The 18,202-nt window shown below is 61.0% G+C and carries 19 protein-coding genes and 1 pseudogene; 14 read left to right on the top strand and 6 right to left on the bottom strand.

Features of this window, described 5'->3' with window-relative positions:
• The first annotated feature begins 4 nt into the window (after positions 1 to 4).
• The 8 genes and pseudogenes from FHW64_RS30905 (at position 5) to FHW64_RS30875 (ending at position 8,416) form a co-directional block, all read left to right on the top strand.
• A complete protein-coding gene (locus tag FHW64_RS30905; RefSeq protein ID WP_184532640.1) occupies positions 5 to 970 on the top strand; it encodes a S1C family serine protease in 966 nt (321 codons plus the stop codon).
• Positions 967 to 1,482 carry a peptidylprolyl isomerase gene (locus FHW64_RS30900; protein WP_184532638.1) on the top strand — a complete coding sequence of 172 codons (516 nt, stop codon included), beginning with the start codon at positions 967 to 969 and terminating at the stop codon, positions 1,480 to 1,482. The genes FHW64_RS30905 and FHW64_RS30900 overlap by 4 nt, the downstream gene beginning before the upstream one ends.
• Positions 1,483 to 1,495: 13 nt before the next feature.
• Positions 1,496 to 2,080 carry a murein hydrolase activator EnvC gene (locus FHW64_RS30895; RefSeq protein ID WP_260306504.1) on the top strand — a complete coding sequence of 195 codons (585 nt, stop codon included), beginning with the start codon at positions 1,496 to 1,498 and terminating at the stop codon, positions 2,078 to 2,080.
• A gap of 642 nt (positions 2,081 to 2,722) precedes the next feature.
• The gene (locus FHW64_RS30890; protein WP_184532634.1) at positions 2,723 to 5,584 is read left to right on the top strand and encodes a patatin-like phospholipase family protein; all 2,862 of its coding nucleotides are present in this window, start codon (positions 2,723 to 2,725) and stop codon (positions 5,582 to 5,584) included.
• Between the two features lie 27 nt (positions 5,585 to 5,611).
• The gene (locus tag FHW64_RS30885) at positions 5,612 to 6,736 is read left to right on the top strand and encodes a hypothetical protein (protein WP_184532631.1); all 1,125 of its coding nucleotides are present in this window, start codon (positions 5,612 to 5,614) and stop codon (positions 6,734 to 6,736) included.
• Positions 6,737 to 6,796: 60 nt separating this feature from the next.
• A pseudogene (locus FHW64_RS34605) lies at positions 6,797 to 7,003 on the top strand (arsenical resistance protein ArsH); the annotation flags it as partial.
• Positions 7,004 to 7,557: 554 nt separating this feature from the next.
• Entirely contained in the window at positions 7,558 to 7,857 is a 300-nt protein-coding gene (locus FHW64_RS30880; RefSeq protein ID WP_184532629.1) for a hypothetical protein, read from the top strand.
• A gap of 10 nt (positions 7,858 to 7,867) precedes the next feature.
• Positions 7,868 to 8,416: a hypothetical protein gene (locus FHW64_RS30875; RefSeq protein WP_184532627.1), complete on the top strand. Its 549-nt coding sequence runs from the start codon at positions 7,868 to 7,870 to the stop codon at positions 8,414 to 8,416.
• 437 nt (positions 8,417 to 8,853) lie between these two features.
• Here the strand turns inward: FHW64_RS30875 and FHW64_RS30870 are convergent, their stop codons facing one another.
• The 4 genes from FHW64_RS30870 to FHW64_RS30855 form a co-directional block, all read right to left on the bottom strand.
• Positions 8,854 to 9,069 carry a hypothetical protein gene (locus FHW64_RS30870; RefSeq protein WP_184532625.1) on the bottom strand — a complete coding sequence of 72 codons (216 nt, stop codon included), beginning with the start codon at positions 9,067 to 9,069 and terminating at the stop codon, positions 8,854 to 8,856.
• Between the two features lie 120 nt (positions 9,070 to 9,189).
• Positions 9,190 to 9,597 carry an SRPBCC family protein gene (locus FHW64_RS30865; protein WP_184532623.1) on the bottom strand — a complete coding sequence of 136 codons (408 nt, stop codon included), beginning with the start codon at positions 9,595 to 9,597 and terminating at the stop codon, positions 9,190 to 9,192.
• A 169-nt stretch (positions 9,598 to 9,766) separates the two neighbouring features.
• Positions 9,767 to 9,961 carry a hypothetical protein gene (locus FHW64_RS30860; protein ID WP_184532621.1) on the bottom strand — a complete coding sequence of 65 codons (195 nt, stop codon included), beginning with the start codon at positions 9,959 to 9,961 and terminating at the stop codon, positions 9,767 to 9,769.
• A 316-nt stretch (positions 9,962 to 10,277) separates the two neighbouring features.
• Positions 10,278 to 10,727 (bottom strand): helix-turn-helix domain-containing protein, encoded by a 450-nt coding sequence (locus FHW64_RS30855; RefSeq protein ID WP_184532619.1) that lies wholly within the window; start codon positions 10,725 to 10,727, stop codon positions 10,278 to 10,280.
• A gap of 81 nt (positions 10,728 to 10,808) precedes the next feature.
• Between FHW64_RS30855 and FHW64_RS30850 the strand changes: the two genes are divergently transcribed.
• The 5 genes from FHW64_RS30850 (at position 10,809) to FHW64_RS30830 (ending at position 15,905) form a co-directional block, all read left to right on the top strand.
• On the top strand, positions 10,809 to 12,356 hold the full coding sequence (locus FHW64_RS30850) for a class I adenylate-forming enzyme family protein (protein ID WP_184532916.1): 1,548 nt from the start codon (positions 10,809 to 10,811) through the stop codon (positions 12,354 to 12,356).
• Between the two features lie 64 nt (positions 12,357 to 12,420).
• A complete protein-coding gene (locus FHW64_RS30845) occupies positions 12,421 to 13,149 on the top strand; it encodes an SDR family oxidoreductase (protein WP_184532617.1) in 729 nt (242 codons plus the stop codon).
• A gap of 54 nt (positions 13,150 to 13,203) precedes the next feature.
• Complete coding sequence (locus tag FHW64_RS30840) at positions 13,204 to 13,812, top strand: 2-hydroxychromene-2-carboxylate isomerase (protein ID WP_184532615.1); 609 nt, start codon at positions 13,204 to 13,206, stop codon at positions 13,810 to 13,812.
• A gap of 28 nt (positions 13,813 to 13,840) precedes the next feature.
• Complete coding sequence (locus tag FHW64_RS30835; protein WP_184532613.1) at positions 13,841 to 14,806, top strand: tripartite tricarboxylate transporter substrate binding protein; 966 nt, start codon at positions 13,841 to 13,843, stop codon at positions 14,804 to 14,806.
• Positions 14,807 to 14,915: 109 nt separating this feature from the next.
• Positions 14,916 to 15,905, top strand: coding sequence for a nitronate monooxygenase family protein (locus tag FHW64_RS30830; RefSeq protein WP_184532611.1), 990 nt, complete (start codon positions 14,916 to 14,918; stop codon positions 15,903 to 15,905).
• 303 nt (positions 15,906 to 16,208) lie between these two features.
• Here FHW64_RS30830 and FHW64_RS30825 read toward each other — a convergent pair whose 3' ends face one another.
• Positions 16,209 to 16,472, bottom strand: a complete 264-nt coding sequence (locus FHW64_RS30825; protein WP_184532609.1) for a hypothetical protein — start codon at positions 16,470 to 16,472, stop codon at positions 16,209 to 16,211.
• Between the two features lie 344 nt (positions 16,473 to 16,816).
• Entirely contained in the window at positions 16,817 to 17,227 is a 411-nt protein-coding gene (locus tag FHW64_RS30820) for a DUF4440 domain-containing protein (RefSeq protein ID WP_184532607.1), read from the bottom strand.
• A gap of 338 nt (positions 17,228 to 17,565) precedes the next feature.
• Here FHW64_RS30820 and FHW64_RS30815 point away from each other — a divergent pair, with 338 nt between their 5' ends.
• Positions 17,566 to 18,030, top strand: a complete 465-nt coding sequence (locus FHW64_RS30815; protein WP_184532605.1) for a DUF2846 domain-containing protein — start codon at positions 17,566 to 17,568, stop codon at positions 18,028 to 18,030.
• Positions 18,031 to 18,202: the final 172 nt, after the last annotated feature.

Here is an 18,202-nt window from a genome sequence, read left to right as displayed (position 1 = left end):
TCCCATGAGATCAGCTTTCAGCGCCCTGGCGGTTTCGGCGCTCCTCACGACGACGCTGCCGACGGTCGCTGTCGCAAGCACGCCCGAAGAGATCTTCCGCGATGCATCGCCCAGCGTCTGGGTGGTGCTTGCAAACGGTGCCGACAACCGTGTGCTGGCCAGCGGCAGCGGCGTAGTCGTGGCGGCCGGCCGCGTGGTCACGAACTGCCACGTCCTGCGCGGCGCTGCATCGATCACCTTGCGGCAGGAGCGGAAGGAAGTGCAGGCGAAGCTGGAGTTTCCGGACGCTGCGCGCGATCTCTGCCAACTCAAGGCCGACGATGTGCCCTCCCCTGCTGCCCCGATTCAGATCGCGCCTGCTTCCGCACTTCGCGTCGGGCAGAAGGTGTATGCGATCGGCGCACCACGCGGGCTGGAGCAATCGCTCAGCGACGGACTTGTTTCCGCGCTGCGGCGCGACAGTGCCGGCGAGATCGAGTTCATCCAGATGACAGCGCCGATATCGCCGGGATCCAGCGGCGGCGGGCTGTTCGACGAGCAGGGACGGCTTGTCGGCATCACCACTGCGGGAATGTCCGGCTCTGCGCAGAACCTCAACTTCGCGCGACCCGCGGAATGGATTGGCGAGATTCCGGCCCGTGGTGCCCAGGCAATTGCGGACTACAAGCGCGGCAAGACTGCGCCGCAGGCCACGACGCCGACGGCGGCACCAGCCTCCATGACGGTCGCACCGCGAGCGCCGACGCCTGCAGCGGGCTACCAGCCCCGACCCACCACGCCTGCGACTGCCACTGGCGGCAGGGACGCCTACAACGCGGAGCGTCTCGCCCGGTCAACGTCATGCGCGGCCGAGCCACGCGCGGCTCTGGTCGCAAAAGGACCTGGGTTCGAGACCTATTCCATCGCCTGCAGCAACGGTGATGCGCTCGCAGTGCGATGCGAGTTCGGCAACTGCCGTGAATTGAAATGAAGGCACGTGCGCTCGTTGCATGCGCACTGGTATGGGCTTTGCCGGCATCGTTCGCCATGGCTCAGGGCACGCCCGATGGCGGCCGCCATTCCGAAGCCGAACTGCGCGACGAATACATCCGGATCGGCGAACGCTGGTCTGCCGCCCACCAAGGTGAGTACGAATACAACGTCCGGCACGTCCTCGTGAAGACAAAGGAGCAGGCCGACATCGCACTGGCCCGCATCCGTAGCGGCGAAGCCTTTGAAAAGGTCGCCAAGGACATGTCGATGGACGAAGGCTCCGTCGACAAGGGTGGCGAACTCGGCTGGAACCTGAGCGGCAACTTCGTAGATGAGTTTGCCAACGCGATGCGCAAGCTGGGCCCGGCCGGCATGGTCGACGCACCCGTGCAGTCCCAGTTCGGTTGGCACGTCATCGAAGTGCGCGACATGCGTTCACCGACGATGCCGAGCTTTGAATCTTTGCGCGACAAGATCGAGCTTCGTCTGCGTGCGGCGAATGGTCGCTAGGAGCAACACCACGATGCACATCAGCTCTATTCGAATGATCGGCGCGGCGAGCGTTGCCGCATGCATTGCCATTGGCCTCGGCGGATGTGTCGCGCCTCCGCGCTCATCGACGTCGTCGACAAGCCAAGGCGCAGCGTTTGCTGCAGCGGTCTGGCCTGCACAAGGCCCGATCGTTGGCCGCTTCGACGGCGATCGCAACCGCGGCATCAACATCGCGGGCGAGGACGGCTCGCCGGTCGTCGCCGTCGCAGAGGGACGTGTCGTCTATGCCGGGTCGCAACTCAAAGGCTACGGCAACCTGATCATCGTCAAGCACAACAACGAGTACCTCACGGCGTATGCGCACAACCGCCGGATCCTGGTGCAGGAGAACGACGTTGTGCTCGCAGGGCAGCAGATCGCCGAGATGGGGAGCTCCGGAGCCAGCACGACCATGCTTCACTTCGAAGTGCGTCGCTCAGGCAAGGCTGTCGACCCCGAGATGTACCTCGTGGGTTCGGTCGGAAGCGGTCCGGCCTCGGTCTCGCCATCGCGGCGGGAGCCGTACACGGGGCGGACGGATATGGACGATCTCAAGGGCCTGATGCCGGCTCAATAGTACGACCGGAGTCAGGCGACAGCCACACATAGCTATCGTGATAAGAAGAGCTATCGCGATAGCAGCATCTGATCACACGGTGCCTGGCAACCTGAAGGGCTGCAATGCGCTGAACGACCGCCTCAGAGCGCGATCGATGTCCGGTGTGCGCCCATTGCGGTCACTCGCCGTGGCCGGGCTCTGTCACGGTGGGCGCTTCGTACAACCAGACGCTAAGGGCGATGCCCAAGGCGCCCAGCTCGGTTAGAACTTCAGGATCGATGCACAAGGACAGGGAGCGGCTCGCCGCTCTGCAGTCAAGGTAAGGCGCGTACCCGCCCTGCCGACCGAGGCGCGAACCCAACTCCTTTTTCCAGCACATGCACATCCCCAGCAAGGGGGGTGGAAATAGGTTGGAATATCTGCCCAACTACAAGTTGAGTCGATGAGCGTCTGATGCAGAAGTTCTTGTATGTCGTAGCCATCAACTTGCAACCAGTCGCGAGCACGTCGAGCGAAATCCGTTTGGCCGACTGTCGCTCAGTCAATCGACCGGGGACTGGTGGTCCGCCGGGGTGGCGTCATCTCCACACCGCAGTCGGAAGGCCAGCATGCTAGTGAGGGAGGTCGCACTGTTCCTGTGACGACAAAAGGAGCGCCTGTATGAAAGATGACCCAGAGGTCCTGCTCAGCTTTGAGCGCGTACGTTTGAGGGAGTGGGAACAGATTGACAAGGCGAGGTTCGCGACCGGTCAGGTCCTCCTCGGAGACGGCCTGACAGGGTTGGCGCTGTCTGGAGGCGGAATACGGTCTGCGACGTTCAGCCTCGGCGTGCTCCAAGCGCTAGCCCGTGCTGGAGCACTGCGTCGCCTCGACTACCTATCCACGGTATCTGGAGGAGGTTACGCGGGTGCCTGGCTCACGGCCTGGATAGCGAGAACGTCGCTCACCGATGTCAACCAGGATTTGGCCTCGCGTCAACCCCGGCCGGATGGCGCGCCCGAGGCACCTGAGGTGACGTGGCTTCGCCGATACAGCAACTACCTGGCTCCAAAGCTTGGCCTATTGTCGGCCGACTCCATCACGTTGCTCGCCACATGGCTCAGGAACGTCCTGCTGAACCTCATCATTTTTGTGTCCTTCCTGGCAGCTCTATTCCTGCTACCCAGGCTTCTCCTAGTGCCAGCGACCTTCGGGGCCATCCGTATGCCCACAGAGGTGGGATACGCCGCGGTGTGGCTCGCATTCTTCATCTTGCCAACAGGTATCGCTCTGAATTTCTCCAGATACTTCATGCAAGACGGGGGGCGGACCATCATCCTGATGAACGCTACTGCGGGCGTGTTCTACATCGTCATCCTCCCGGGGACACTGGCTGCGCTGCTCGGTAGCCTGGCTCTCTTTTACGGTCAGGGCCCAACGCACAAGGAGATACTCGGCGTTGCGTTCGTCGCCGCAATTCTGCTTTTGGTTGCTGGAGCAGCGACCTGGGTAATTTCGACCATCGCCCCACGCCGCTTTCGCCAGACGTTTGACTTCAAGGAGACCGTCGTCTTCCTAGTCGCATACACCGTCGCCATCGGAGTAGGCGCACTGATGGTCATCTATTTCGTCAAAGCGCTGCAATTGGGCAGCGAGTACCGCGTCGAGCGTGTTGCCCATCTGCTGACTTTCGGGCCGCCTGCGCTGCTGGTCACCTTGGGGGCCATGGGTTCGGTCATTGTCGGCCTGGTTGGAAGAACGTACTTCGAGCAGACCCGAGAGTGGTGGTCGCGCATGAACGCATGGTTCATCATCGTTGGTGTGGGTTGGCTGCTGCTGGTATCTCTATCCTTCTACGCCGCACCCGTTCTCTCCTGGGCCTATGCCAATCTCAGCGGTTGGGCTGCATCGCTGGCTGGAGCCGGCTGGGTCGCCAGCCTGCTTACGACGCTTCTTGTGAAGAAGCCGACAACCGCGGAGCGCGTGAGCACCAAGGTGAAATCATTCGTCCTGAACGCCGCGTTGGGAGTGACTGTCGCCGGTCTCCTCCTGTTCGTCGCCGGGGGCGTGGGTTCCACCCTGGAGGGTTTGGGAGGGGCGGACGAGTCCGCCGCGAACTTGACCAAGACCGCGATTCGACCGGTCGAACTGCAAGTCTCCGCTCTGCCCGGCAAGGACGCTGTTATCAAGTTGATTCCCACGAAAAAAGAGGCGCTCGATTTTGCGGCGCACCTGCAGGAGAGCTTCAAGCAGCAAGACCGGGTCCAGAAGAGTTGCATCGACTTCGGAGTGGGTGGCGGAATTCGCCAGGCAGACCCCAAGGGGTTGAACCTGCTCGATTGCCACTGGAAGGAGGGCAGCATCGACGTGACGTTGGTCGCGTTCCTCGGCTGCGTCGCAATCTGTTTGCTGTTTGGCAGCCGAGTTGACGTCAACAAGTTCTCCCTGCACAACATGTACAAGAACAGGCTCATCCGCTGCTACCTGGGAGCGAGCCGCCAAGGCAAACGACGCGCCCATCCGTTCACGGGCTTCGACGAGAAGGATGACATCGGGTTGACCAAGCTCGATGAGGTACCGGTCCCCTGGGCAGATGCCCGACCGCCGGTAAGGCCGTTTCATCTCGTCAACGCGGCCATCAACATCACCCAGGGCCGGCACTTGGCATGGCAGGAGCGGAAGGCAGCCTCGTTCACGTTCTCGCCCCTTCATTGTGGCTTCACACTGGGCCCGAGCGTCGGTGACGCCAAAGATGCGGCGCTATTGAGCTCGAGCGACGTCAAAGTGGGCGGCTATCGTTCGAGTGAGTTCTGGGCTGCTACTCGGGAGGAGCGCGGCCGGTTTTCCCTCGGGATGGCCATGGCCACCTCCGGGGCGGCGGTGAGTCCTCTCAGTGGCATGCATTCGACGCCCGCCATCGGCTTTCTTGCGACCTTGTTCAACCTTCGACTCGGCCGATGGTCTCCGAACCCATTGGCGCGTGGCGACGGCTGGCGGCAATCCAGTCCCAGATTTGGCCTCTACTACCTCCTGAGCGAGCTCTTTGGCTATGCGACGGAGACGAGCAACTACATCTACCTGTCCGACGGTGGGCATTTCGACAACACGGGAGTCTATGAGCTTGTGCGGCGGAGGTGCTCAACCATCCTCGTCGTTGACGCGGGTGCAGACCTGGCTCGCGGGTTCGACGACCTCGCGAATATGGTGCGCAAGTGCAGGGTCGATTTCGGAGTCGACATCGACTTCAAGTTCGACAAGCTGGGGACCTCGAACGAACCGGCCTCGCCAAGTAAGGGCTACGTAGTTGGGGACATCACGTACCCCGGCAGGGCGGAAAAGGGGAAGCTTGTCGTCATCAAGCCGACACTCATCAAGCTCTCGGCGCTCGGCGTAGACCTGTACTCCTACTCGCGCGGTAGCTCGGCCTTCCCGCAGCAAACGACAGTGGACCAATTCTTCTCAGAAAGCCAGTTCGAAAGCTACCGTGCGCTCGGCGAGCGGATTGCGAAGGACTGCTTAGCCGACCGAGCAGTTCGGATTTGATTCCACACCAAACCGGCACTGTTGGTCATGAGCATCATCATCCCCTTCACCTTCCCCCGCACGAGCTTCTGGACAACGGCGAGAGAAGCTCTCCGTACAAGCCAGATGCTCGGGGTTGCAGCCTGGCTTGCCGTTGTTGCGGCATTTCTCATCGTCGCCCTCGGCGTGGTCGACGTGCGCTGGGGCGGAAGTGTTCCCGCGCCGGGCACGGCCTGCGCGCGCGAGGCCTTTGGAAATCCTGGCTTCGTTGGCTTTCCTGAGTGCAGACAGGCCACGAAGGCGTACATCGACGCCGGTGTCGAGCGCCTGGCGCAAAGAAAGCAAGCGGGTGAGTTGGTGGTCACAACCGCACAGGTCCTGTACTGGGTTGACAACCTGCTGGTAGACATCTACACGACCGTATTCATCGTGACGGCCGCATGGGCCTATCAGCGCCGCACCGGGCTGCGAACGATGGAGATTCGTTGGTGGCGCAATGTGTTCATTGCGACAGTTGTGATTGCGGTGGCCACGGCCATCGCGGACCATGGTGAGAACTTCTGGGCGCTGGCAAAGTTACACAACAGCCTGCATCCTCCGCCGTTGAACGGAGGCGGCCCGATGCCCTTGTACACCGACGGGGAGCTTGACGCTCTCGCCGGTCTTTCAATCTGGAAGTTTCGTCTTTTTGCCTTGTCGGTTGCCCTTGCCCTGATATGGCTCATCATCGCCGTCCGGGAGGAGCGAGACTGGGTCGACGAGGCGAGGTACTACCGCGGGCTGTCGCCGCAGGATAAGCAACTGGCGTTCTTCTCTGCTCCCGCCACAGCCGCCGCTGGGCAGGTGTTCTGGGCTCATTTTCAAGCGCGTGAATGGCCTGCGTTGACTGCCCTCATCAACGAACGCAACGCTCCGCCACTGCTTTGCCACGCCAGCGTGTTTCTATTTTTCGTCTACGCCAAGCTTCCCAAGAACAATCGCGCACGTCGATATTTCTCAGCCTACGCGGTGCGCCGCTATGTGCAGGCCTGCTTCGACGTGGCCCCGTCTTCCCTCGCGGTGCCCAGTATCGACAAGGAAATCGAAGCCTATCTCCAGTTCCTTGCGAGCCGCGGCTACCTCGCGCCCGCCGGTCTGCGCTTCGAAGTCGTGTCGGACAAGTTGGTCATATGAAGGACTCTGCTGGTGCCACTCTGGGCGTGAACGCCGTCCCTTGATGGTCGCCGTACTCCGCAACTTAACTGGATTCCCTTTCCCGTCGGCGCGATACGCCCCGTGCGGAGCAAGGCGAAAGCCGCGGTGCAGCTCTCCGGTTGCTCGGAGTTCGTTCAATGCGATGCGGGTGCTCGACCGATGGATGCGGATGCTCACCAACCCCAACCATCCTCCGTGGCCAAAGATTACCTGGAGTTCAATGAATCGGGGCGCATGAAGCCTTCAGGCTCTTTGGGTGCCGTTTCTCTCCAAATCAGAGCGTGACGCCTTGGGCTCGGGCGACCAGCCGCAGCCGTTGCTGTCCACCTACTCGGTAGGCCCGATGCTTGCAGGAGCCGATGGGTGGAGGCGGTCAAGCCAACCCTCGAGCTGAGTCGCTACGGCAGTTCCTCAAAGCTGGGAGCCCACCGCTCGGGCGGGGCGCAAGGGACGGCACCACCCCAAATCCGCGCCGGTCACCCAGGCTTCGGCGGGCCGCGGTCCGTTCGGGCAACGCCATGTGGCGTTTCATCCTCATCGGTGACAAACAGGGATTCCCGGTCGGGTTTCAGTTGCGCGACGCGTTGCTGTCGACATCCCGCACAGGGTGAGGCGGGGCGCGTAGGCACGGTTATGGGCGGCAAGACTGCCCCTTTGGCGCATTTTTGGCTGCTTGGGGCCCCCATTCAAGCGCATTTAGCCGATTTTTCGCCCCTCCTGCAGGAGTGCGGCAGCGACTGGGCCCTCGGTCGGCCAATCGGCTGCTTGTTGCGGGGGGCAAAAGTGCTACAACCGCTCACATGTCGGTGCCCTATGCTTTCTCACGCGACTACTCGACGCCGAGTCGGCCCGAGTTCAGCAGTGGCTGGTCCCCCGCGAAGCCCGGCCAAGCGCGCACGAAGCACGAGACGCTCACTGTGCTCTACCGTGAAGCGGGAAGCGAGGTTATCTACGCCCTCGACGGCGAGCGTAACCGGTACTTCATCGACAAGGACACCAAGGTGGACTTCGAGCGCACCTCCGTCATGGAGGGCCAAGTCATCGAGGCCTTCGTAAACGACGAAGGCTATGTGCTCAGAGGCCACCTGAGCCAAGACTGAGGGGGAAGGGGTGAGCGTTCTCGACGCCCTTTCCATCAATCCTCATGTTTCCCTGCAGTCCCTGACCAATCGGCCGCTCGCGTGGCCGATGCGCTTTAAGCAAGGTCCTGATTTCAGTCTCTTCCATCCCGGCGACGTCATCCTTGTGAGCGCGACCAAGGACACGGTCGGCAATGTCATCACGGGCGTCCAAAATTCGATTCTTTCGTCAGCTCCCCCCAATGGCGACCCGCGCTGGAGCCGGGACTTGAAGCTGCGCCGGCTGGCGCGCCGTGGTGCAGAAATCACCTCCAAGGAAGGCGAGTCCGTCGTGCATGCAGCGACAGAGTACTTCGAGAAGAAGTATTCCTACTGGGCCATCGTGAAGCATCTGTTCAGCCAGACCTCACTCGCGAGTCCCGAATACTTCTTCTGCAGCTCCTTTGTGGCCCTGGCCTATCGCGACGGCCTCAAGTTCGCACTCGAGCGCCGAGTGTCCGATACGCCCCTGATGCCTGCGACGCTCGCGCTGCACTCGGATTTTGTCGACATCCCGCTGGAGTGGCACCCGTACATCTGACGGCGGCCGGTGACGTCTCGCCGGGATGCTTCCAACCCCCGCACTGCTGGGCGCCGACCCTGTGCCGTTTGGCTAGCTATTGCGGTTAGGCCCGTTACCGGCGTCGAGCCGTGTTGTTTTCCCGTCGTTCCAAACGCCTGCCGGCTCTTCGCCGGGCGGCGTCCTGGCGAGCTCTCGAATCCCTGGATGGCTGACGAATGCGACTCCAGAGGGCGCCGAGCACACCGAGGACGAGCAACCCCAGAAGGATGACGCCAACGTAGTAAGCGAGTTCGGGGAACGGGTCTTCGCCACTGCCCCCACCGTGACGCCCTCGACGAGCATGGGCCTCAGCGGTCAGGAACAAAGTAGCGACAAGTCCGGTGGTGACGCTCGCAAGCAAGTTCATGGGCCTAAGGGATGCCTGTTGAGTGAATTGTGCGGGTGCGCGACGACGGCTAGCGGGTTGCTCGGAAGTCGTCGGGGAGGATGTTGGCCGACGGCGTGGGCGAGCGGCCGAGTGGGCGCATTTCTCGGTCCGCTTCAATGATGGCGTGCTTCACGGCCAGCTTGATGATGAGGTACGTGACCCATAGCCAGAACGCCGTGATGAGGAGGCCGATTGCCCACATGCCCACTGCGACGGCGACTACTTGGTTCTGAATCGTGTTCATACCGCATTCTGTTGCAGAAATTGAGGCTCAATTTCGTACGAGCATCCATGCTGGGCGGCTACACCCGGCAGCCGACAGCTTCGGGCTCCGATTCTGCATGCACGTCAGCCGCCGACAGCGTCAGGGCGCTCGCCGCTCAAGCAAGTGCTTCAACGCAAACAGGTCTCGGCGTACATGTGCGACGTCTGCATCGAGGGCCTCTTGGCTCGCGCCTGCCGTTCGCAGGACAACGAAGGTCAGCAGGCTGCCATCGCCACAGGGTGTCACGCGGAACGAGTTGTGCACGCTGACGCCATTTGGGAGCGTGACATCGTGGTCGAGAACGCCGAATGAATTCTCGGGGGCCATCTCGACTATGACCTCGCCCATCGGCGAGTCGGCAATCCATTTGCCATCCCGTTGCTCGATGCCCTTGGCAAGGCCGGACGCCCAAAGTGGCAGCTTGTCCATCTGACTGGCGAAAGCGTAGACCGCCTCCGTCGACGCATCGACTGCCTGGCTAACCACCACTGCCTCAAGCGCTTTCATCACGCGATGTCCTTCGTTCTGGGAGCCAAAGCATGCACGACTGTTCCGGTCCCGACCTGCTACCCGCCCCTGCGATGCGCCTCGAATGTCTACTTGCGAGCGAATTGAGGGCCGTCGGCGAATGGCTGCTCCTGGCCGCATTCTGCCTGCCAGCAAGCGTGCCCCGTTTCTACGGTACGCGAGCCAAAGAGCCGTTGCCGAGAATCAAGGGCGAGTCGCCCTCTGGACTACCGGCCGAGATTTCTTCAACCACCCGCCATCGCAACTTGCCGTTCGAGAGCTTGGCGGTTCCCATTGCTATCGCACCGTTGCGTCCGCTCGTGACCACCAGTACAGCTGTGTTGCCGACGACGACGCCCTTCACAGGACCTCCTTCATTGAGGCGGCCGCAGCCCGCGACAGCCATCGAGTGGGTGCCGGTGATAGCCTGGCCAGCCTGTGTCAGAACGAATTCCGCTGTTCCACATTCCGTGCCGCGTTGTCGTTCAGCGGGCGTCCGAAAGGTCGACGGTCCAGCTCCCGGTGAACGGCTCTCCAGCGCTAGACGAACCGACGGAGCAGAGCAACCCAGTTACTAGGATGGTCGGCGAGAGAAGACGATTCATATGTCCGTTCTGAGTGTCCGGTGTTGGCCGGGTGTTGGCTCGAAGGCGCCAGTTCGCATAGCGCGCAGTTGCCAGCTATGCGCCGGGCCCGCGCTCCACGGCCACATCCTTTGCCTTCAACGCCGCGTTGCATTCGGAGCAGACCGTAACAGGGTCGAACAGATGACCGCATCCGACGTGCCTATGTAGCAGGGGCCTGCCGGCCTTCCCCGCCATATGCACGTCGCCCCAATGCACGATGGCCATCAAGACGGGGTGCAGGTCCAAGCCTTTTGGCGTCAGCTTGTACTCATAACGCGGTGGTGACTCCTGGTAGGCCACCTTCTTGAGAACGCCGGCATCGACCAGTTTCCCAAGCCGGTCCGCAAGCATAGGACGCGAAATGTCCAGCCGCTCCTGGAACTCGTCGAAACGACGCACACCCAGGAAGCAGTCTCTCAATACGAGCAAGGACCACCGGTCACCGATGACCGAGACCGTGCGCGCGACGGAGCAGTGCTCCTGTTCAAGGTCGTTCCACTTCATGTTCGACTTCGTGCTTGACGAGTTCAGATTTTAAACCTAACCTCCAGTCAGTTCAAAAACAGAACTAAGGAGACAAGCTTGATGCCGTCCACTCATCTGGACCCGATACCGCTGCTCGAGGCGCTGCCCCGACGAATGTCCCATGTCGTGCTCCCGTGGGCGCAGCGCTCGCCCGACGCACCCGCGCTGGTCGAAGGCACCCAGACGCTCACGTACGCAGAGCTTGCAAGCGCAATTTCAACAAGCCAGACGTGGCTAAAAGGGGCAGGCGTTCGTCCCGGTGACCGCGTCATGCTTTTGGGCGAGAACTCGATTGCGCTGGCGGTGCTGGTTCTCGCCATCGGCGGCATCGATGCTTGGCCTTTGGTGGCGAACGCCCGCATTAGCGAGCGCGAGATCGAGGCCATCGGTACCCATAGCGGCGCACGAGCGGTCATCTGCACCTGCACGACCTCAAGCGAGGCCGCCCGTCATGCCGAACGACTCGGACTTCACAACCAAACCATCCCCGGCCTTGGCTCCGTCGCAGTCAGCGCATTAGCGGCGGACGCAGTGGCCGAGCCCGTATCCGAGGAAGCGTCGCGCCAGGTAGGCGCACTCATCTACACGTCCGGAACGACCGGCACACCCAAGGGGGTGATGCTCAGCCACCGCAGTGTCATGTTCACCGCGGCCATCGGCGGCGTACTGCGAAGCTTCGAACCCGACGACCACGTGTATGGGGTCCTGCCCATGTCGCACATCGTGGGCTTCTCGTCGGTACTCGTGGGGACGCTGATGTTCGGCGCTTGCCTGGAACTGGTGCCACGTTTCACCGCAGAAGCCACACTGCAAGCCCTCAAGAGCGGGCGAGTCACTCGGCTGCAAGGCGTCCCGACCATGTACCAGCGCCTGCTCGCGGTTTCGAATGGCACGCTCGACTGTCCCAACCTGCGCAGCATCGGAGTCGCTGGCGCCCCGCTGGACCTGACGCTCAAGCAACAAACCGAAGCCGCATTTCGCCTGACGCTGCACAACGGATACGGCATCACGGAATGCTCGCCGACCATCTCGTTCACGCGCATGGACGACCCACGCCCTGACACAACGGTTGGCCCGGTCATTCCCGGTGTTGACGTGAAGCTCGTAGGTCAAGAAGACACGGAGGTGCAATCGGGCGGAGTGGGCGAGCTGCATGTCAAGGGCCCCAACGTCATGCTCGGCTACTACAGGGCGCCGGAGCTGACTGCAGCTGCTCTCGATGCGAATGGCTGGTTCAACACGGGAGACCTTGCTCGCTTCGACGGCGACTACTTGCACATCGCAGGTCGCACCAAGGAACTCATCATCCGCTCGGGCTTCAATGTCTATCCGCCAGAGGTGGAAGCCGTCTTGGCCACCCACCCGGCGGTTGCAGCATGCGCCGTCGTCGGACGCAAGGTACCCGGAAACGAAGAGGTCGTCGCGTTTGTGCAGTTGCGAGCAGGCGAACACGCGACTACCGAGCAGATTGTCGCGTACGTGGGCGAGCGACTTGCACCCTACAAGCGCCCTGCAGAAGTCCGAATCAAGGATGCGCTGCCGGCCACCGCGGCCGGAAAAATTCTGAAGCACGAACTCGCCAAGGAAGCCGAGGCTCCTTCGGTCTAGGCAACGGTCCGACGTGCATGCTGGCGTTGCCGCCAGCAACCATTCAATCAACTCAGGAGACTGTATGACTGACAAGAAGGCAATTCTTGTGATTGGCGCCGGAGATGCCACTGGCGGCGCCATCGCGCAGAGGTTCGCACGCGAGGGCTACGTCGCGTGCGTGACGCGGCGCAGTGTAGACAAGCTGCAACCGCTCGTTGAACAAATTCAAAGCGCTGGAGGTGAGGCGCACGCCTTCGGAAGCGACGCTCGCAAAGAAGAAGAGATGGTCGCGCTCGTCAACAAGATTGAAACCGAAATCGCACCGATTGAAGTTGCAGTCTTCAACATCGGCGCGAACGTCAGATTCGGCATCACTGAGACAACGGCTCGCGTGTACTACAAGGTCTGGGAGATGGCGTGCTTTGCCGGCTTCCTGATGGGGCGTGAGACCGCAAAGGTGATGCTCCCCCGCGGCCGCGGGACCATCATCTTTACTGGTGCCACGGCGAGCCTGCGAGGCCGCGACGGGTTTGCAGCCTTCGCGGGCGCGAAGCATGGCCTTCGCGCGCTCGCTCAGAGCATGGCGCGCGAGTTGTGGCCCAAGGGCATTCACGTGGCGCATCCCGTGATTGATGGCGCCATCGACACCGAGTTCATCCGAACCAATTTCCCGGACAGGTACGCCCTCAAGGACCGGGAAGGGATTGTCAATCCGGCGCGCATCGCCGACCTCTACTGGCATCTGCACAGCCAGCCTCGTGATGCGTGGACGCACGAGACAGAGGTTCGTCCGTGGCTGGAGCCTTGGTAATCGGCGGCCCGAATCCCTGATGTTGCACCCCTCAACGCGAAGGACATCCCATCAATGAGCAAACCAGCAATCCAGTTTCTGTTCGACTTCGGCAGCCCCAATGCCTACCTCAGTCACAAGGTGATTCCCGAGATTGAATCTCGGGCCGGCACCACGTTCGAGTACGTACCCGTCCTTCTGGGCGGCTTGTTCAAGCTTGCCAACAACCGGTCGCCAGCGGAATCCAATGCCGCGATTCCCCTGAAGCGAGCCTACGACAACCTGGAACTCAAACGGTTCGTCAACAAGCACCATTTGGTGGACTTTCGGTCGAATCCGCACTTCCCAGTGAACACGCTCCAAATCATGCGCGGCGCCGTAGCCGCCCAGGGCCTCGGCTGCTTTGAACGCTATGTCGACGTCGTGTTCGCGAGCATGTGGGAGCGCGAGAAGAAGATGGACGACCCCCTGGTGATTGCGTCCGAGCTCCAGGAGGCCGGACTCGCCCCTGAAGCACTTCTCGCCGCCAGCCAGACCCCGGAGGTCAAGGCAAGGCTGCTCGCGAATACCGAGGATGCGTTCCGTCGGGGTGCCTTCGGCTCTCCGACGTTCTTCGTCGGTACCGAAATGTTCTTTGGCAAGGACCGGCTGCGCGACGTCGAAGAAGAAGCTAGTCGCGCCTAGAAGCAATTCAACAGAGGAGACAACCTGCATGCTCAACACTCGTCGCGCCGCATGTGCGGCCATCGCGGCTTCGGCCATCCTGGGCGTTTCGGCCGCTGCTGATGTGGCCTATCCGACGCGCCCCATCAAAATCGTTATCGGGTTCGCGCCTGGCGGCTCGACGGATGCACCCATGCGTGTGCTCGCCGAGGCCGTTTCCAGGACTCTCAAACAGCCAGTCATCATCGAGAACAAGCCGGGAGCGGGAGGCACCATGCCCGGAGTGGTGCTGCAAAGCGCCGCCAACGACGGGTACACCCTGGGCATCGCATCGTTGGGAATCTATCGTCTTCCGTATACGACCGACATCAAGTGGGACCCCGCCAAGGACCTGACATACGTCATCGGGCTCACCGGCTACGCCTTCGGCATCGTGGTGCCGGCCTCGTCATCCATCAAGACCTGGGCGGAGTATGTGGCGGCCGCGAAAGCGCAGCCCGGCATGCTGACCTACGGAAGTCCAGGCGTGGCGACCACGAACCATTTGACGATGGAGCAGATTTCCCGCAAGGCAGGCATCCGGCTCAATCACATCCCGTACAAGGGCACTGGAGAGACCATGCAGGCACTCCTCGGCGGACAAATCGATTCTGCAGCTGAGACATCAGCCTGGGCGACCTTCGTCAAGGAAGGAAAGATGCGACTGCTCGTGACGTGGGGGGACAAGCGGATGGCAAGCTTTCCCGAAGTACCCACGCTTCGCGAAGTTGGGATACCTCTCACCCAGACCTCCTATTGGGGGCTGGTCGCTCCCAGGGGCACCGACCCGGCGATTGTGAGCAAGCTGCACGACGCGTTCAAGACTGCCATGCAGCAGCCGGAGTTCAAGCAAGTCCTCGCTCGCTACGACATGGAGCCCGACTACAAGAGCTCAGCGGACTTTCACAGGTTCGCGGTGGACACGATGAAGCAGGAGAAGGAAATTCTGGACCTGCTCGGCCTCAGTCGGAAATGAGGAACGGCATCAGCGGTTGCGCTGCATCGCGGCGCACCGCGTCGGGGCCACTGTTCCATCCTTGACGTCGCGGGCAATCCCTACCCCGTCCAAATTCACGAGGAAATGAATGCGCACACGAATCACCGAGCTCTTCAACATCAAGTACCCCATCGTTCAGGGCGGCATGCACTTTGTCGGCTTGGCTGAATTGGCCTCTGCCGTATCAAATGCGGGCGGCCTGGGCCTCATCACCGCCCTCACGCAACCTTCGCCGGCAGCTCTCGCAGATGAGATTGCAAAGTGCAAGACACTTACGAGCAATCCATTTGGCGTAAACCTGACGTTTCTTCCTGCCGTCAAGCCGCCCGACTACCCTGGCTACATTCGCGCGATTGCCGACGGCGGAATCAAGATTGTGGAAACTGCGGGAAACAATCCTGCCAAGTGGATGCCTGTACTCAAGGAGGCCGGCATCAAGGTCATTCACAAGTGCACGGCTGTCAGGCACGCGCTGAAGGCACAAAGCATTGGGTGCGATGCAGTGAGCGTGGATGGATTCGAGTGCGGGGGGCATCCCGGGGAAGACGATGTGCCCAACTTCATCCTGCTGCCTCGCGCCGCCGAAGAACTCGACATTCCCTTCGTGGCGTCGGGCGGGATGGCCGATGCCAGGTCATTGGTTGCGGCGCTCGCCCTGGGCGCCGACGGCATCAACATGGGAACGCGCTTCCTTGCGACGAAGGAAGCGCCTGTGCACGACAACGTCAAGCAAGCGATTCTCGACGCCTCGGAGTTGGACACCAGGTTGGTCATGCGTCCATTGAGAAACACCGAACGCGTACTGAACAACGCTGGTGTTGAGCGAATCCTCGAGAAGGAGAAGCAGATGGGCTCCAGCATCAGCTTTTCGGACATCGCTCCCGAAGTTGCTGGGGTGTACCCCAAGGTCATGCGCAGCGGCGAGATGGATGCAGGCGCGTGGTCGTGCGGCATGGTTGCGGGCTTGATTCACGACATTCCGACAGTCCAGCAACTCATTGAGCGAATAGTCAAAGATGCAGAGCGCCTCGTTTCAGAGCGGCTGGCTCGTCTCGTGTCGATGGCTCCTGTGGCTTGAAGGGCTTGCCATCGAGCACGCGCGGCGCCCGAGCCAGGTTGCTCCGAATGCGAAGCGAATGTCCGGGCGAATTGAAACCCAGCGACGAATGACGGGTCTTGGCCGGGTTCTGCCAGAGGACGTCAGCGCCGCAAGGCACAGCTCAACCCTCAGCATCCAACGTGCGGCGGCGCTCCACAAACCGGTTGGCCAAATCACGCAGCGTCTTCGGCAGGTCTGGCGCTTTCACGGCTTCCGCCAGCGCGGACATGTACTTGGAACGCTCCTGGCTTGAAAGGTGACCATTGAGAATCCGATTCGTCATCACGCGTCTAGGGGGTACATCTCAAAGATCGCGAAGATTGGCTCAATTAATCCATCGTTTCTCTCGGCCTCGGGCACAGCCTCCACGAGTTTGTCGACGCGCAGCACAAAGTCGGCGGCGGCAGGGTCGAGCCGCAGCAACTGTTGCTCAAATTTCTTGACGCTATTCAACATGCAGTAGGGGTTGAGACTTGTGTTGGAGCCACCGGCCGAGTGGCGGCTTGTGGCCGGCTTGTGTCGCTGATGGCGATGTTCTTGGCTCACTTCAATATGCTGTCGGCTATGAAGCCAACACCGCATGTATGGCAGTAAAACCCATGCACGAACTGCTCCAACGGAGCCTCCTCTAGCCACTCCGGACTACATTCGTCGATGGCCACTTGGTCACGTCGCAGGTAGCCGGCCCGTTCCTCTTCGGGAAACATCGCGCTTGGACTTGCCTTGCCGATGAGAAGGAGCTTTACCGTGACTCGTGCGTCGCTGTGACACCGAGGGCAAGCATTCGCCGATTGCTGTGAAGTAGTCATGGAACTCCGCGATTGACTGATAGCAGCGAGAGACCGCTTGTGGCCGGAGCTGGCCGGCCGCGGCGACACGAGCGGCATGAGTTATGGAGTTGCTGCGTTTGTAGCAGGAGCGCCCATCCCTCCAATAATCTTCCATCCCGCCATCGTGTTCTTCCAGGCGTGAATGAATCTTTCGTGCAGAGGGAATTCTTGCCCAGCCCTTGTGACGGCCTGCCCGTGGACCTCGAAATGAACGATGACGTCGTCATCCACTTTGTGGACCGAAACTCGCGTGAGCTCAGATGACCCGGAGCCTGGCTGCAGCATGGAGAGAATTCCAGCCATCAATGCCCTAAGGCCATCCTTGTTCAAGGGCTTCGGTTGATTGTTGGGCCATGCGACCACCGCCTCGTCAAAAAGCGACATGTAGCGTTCCAAGTCGCCCAACTTGAGGTAGTCCCACGATGCGAGCTCAAGGTTCCAAACTTGCTCTTCAGCAGACAGCGTAGTCATAGTCTCTCCTCGTCATGAGTAAAGCTACTCGCAGGGCGCATCTCAGCCGGTCCTGCGGTACGGTCGTGATTCTGGGGTAGTTCGCGGATGTCCGGTTGTGGCCCGATTGTCGACCTACGTCTTCCATCCAGGCACTGCTCTGGCCGCGCAAGACGGCGGTCGAAGTTGGCGGTGTTAGCGCGGCTGCACACCCAGGACCAGCCACGCTTCGTCGGCGAGTTACGCATTGAAACAAATGCCATAATGGCTGGGCCGCGGACATGGCGCCCGATGGCCCATGAACCCAACCCAATCTGGCGCTCGGCCTTCCATTCACAACGGTTTCGACGACCATAAAAATGAAAATCAACCACAAACTCATCGTTCTGACCTTCTCTGCCTTGGTGCTGACGGGCTGTGCCTCCGTCAATATGGCCGGCAAGGAGGAAGCCGACAAGGCTAAGCAGTTCGCAGCTCCAAATACCGGAAACTCAGGCCTCTATGTTTACCGCAACAGCTTTGTTGGGAAGGCATTGAAGAAGGACCTCTGGGTGGACGGTAAATGCCTTGGCGAGAGCGCATCCGACGTGTTCTTCTACACGCAGGTTGAAGGCGGCAAGAAACACAAAATCGAAACCGAATCGGAGTTCTCGCCCAACTCCCTGGAAGTGTTCATGGAAGCCGGCAAGAACTACTTCATTCGGCAGTTCATCAAGATGGGTGCATTCGTGGGCGGCGCGGACTTGGAACAGGTCCCAGAGGAGCAAGGCAAAGCCGATGTAGCCAAGTTGGGTCTGGCGCAGCCGGGGACGTGTAGCAAGTAAGCCATCCTCTTTGAGAACGGCAACGAAAACTCGATTGCCTTCTCCCTCCTCTTTTGCTTGCGATGGGTTGGTTGCGCTGACCTGCCCCCTCCCAGCCGTACCAGTCTCAACGTAGTGGAGTCCGTCAACTTGGAGAATGACGGGCATGAGAAAGAGCAGATTCACCGAAGAG

It is taken from the genome of Variovorax sp. Sphag1AA, assembly GCF_014192575.1.
GTDB lineage: Bacteria > Pseudomonadota > Gammaproteobacteria > Burkholderiales > Burkholderiaceae_C > Variovorax.
This window is presented reverse-complemented; position numbering and strand designations above follow the sequence as displayed.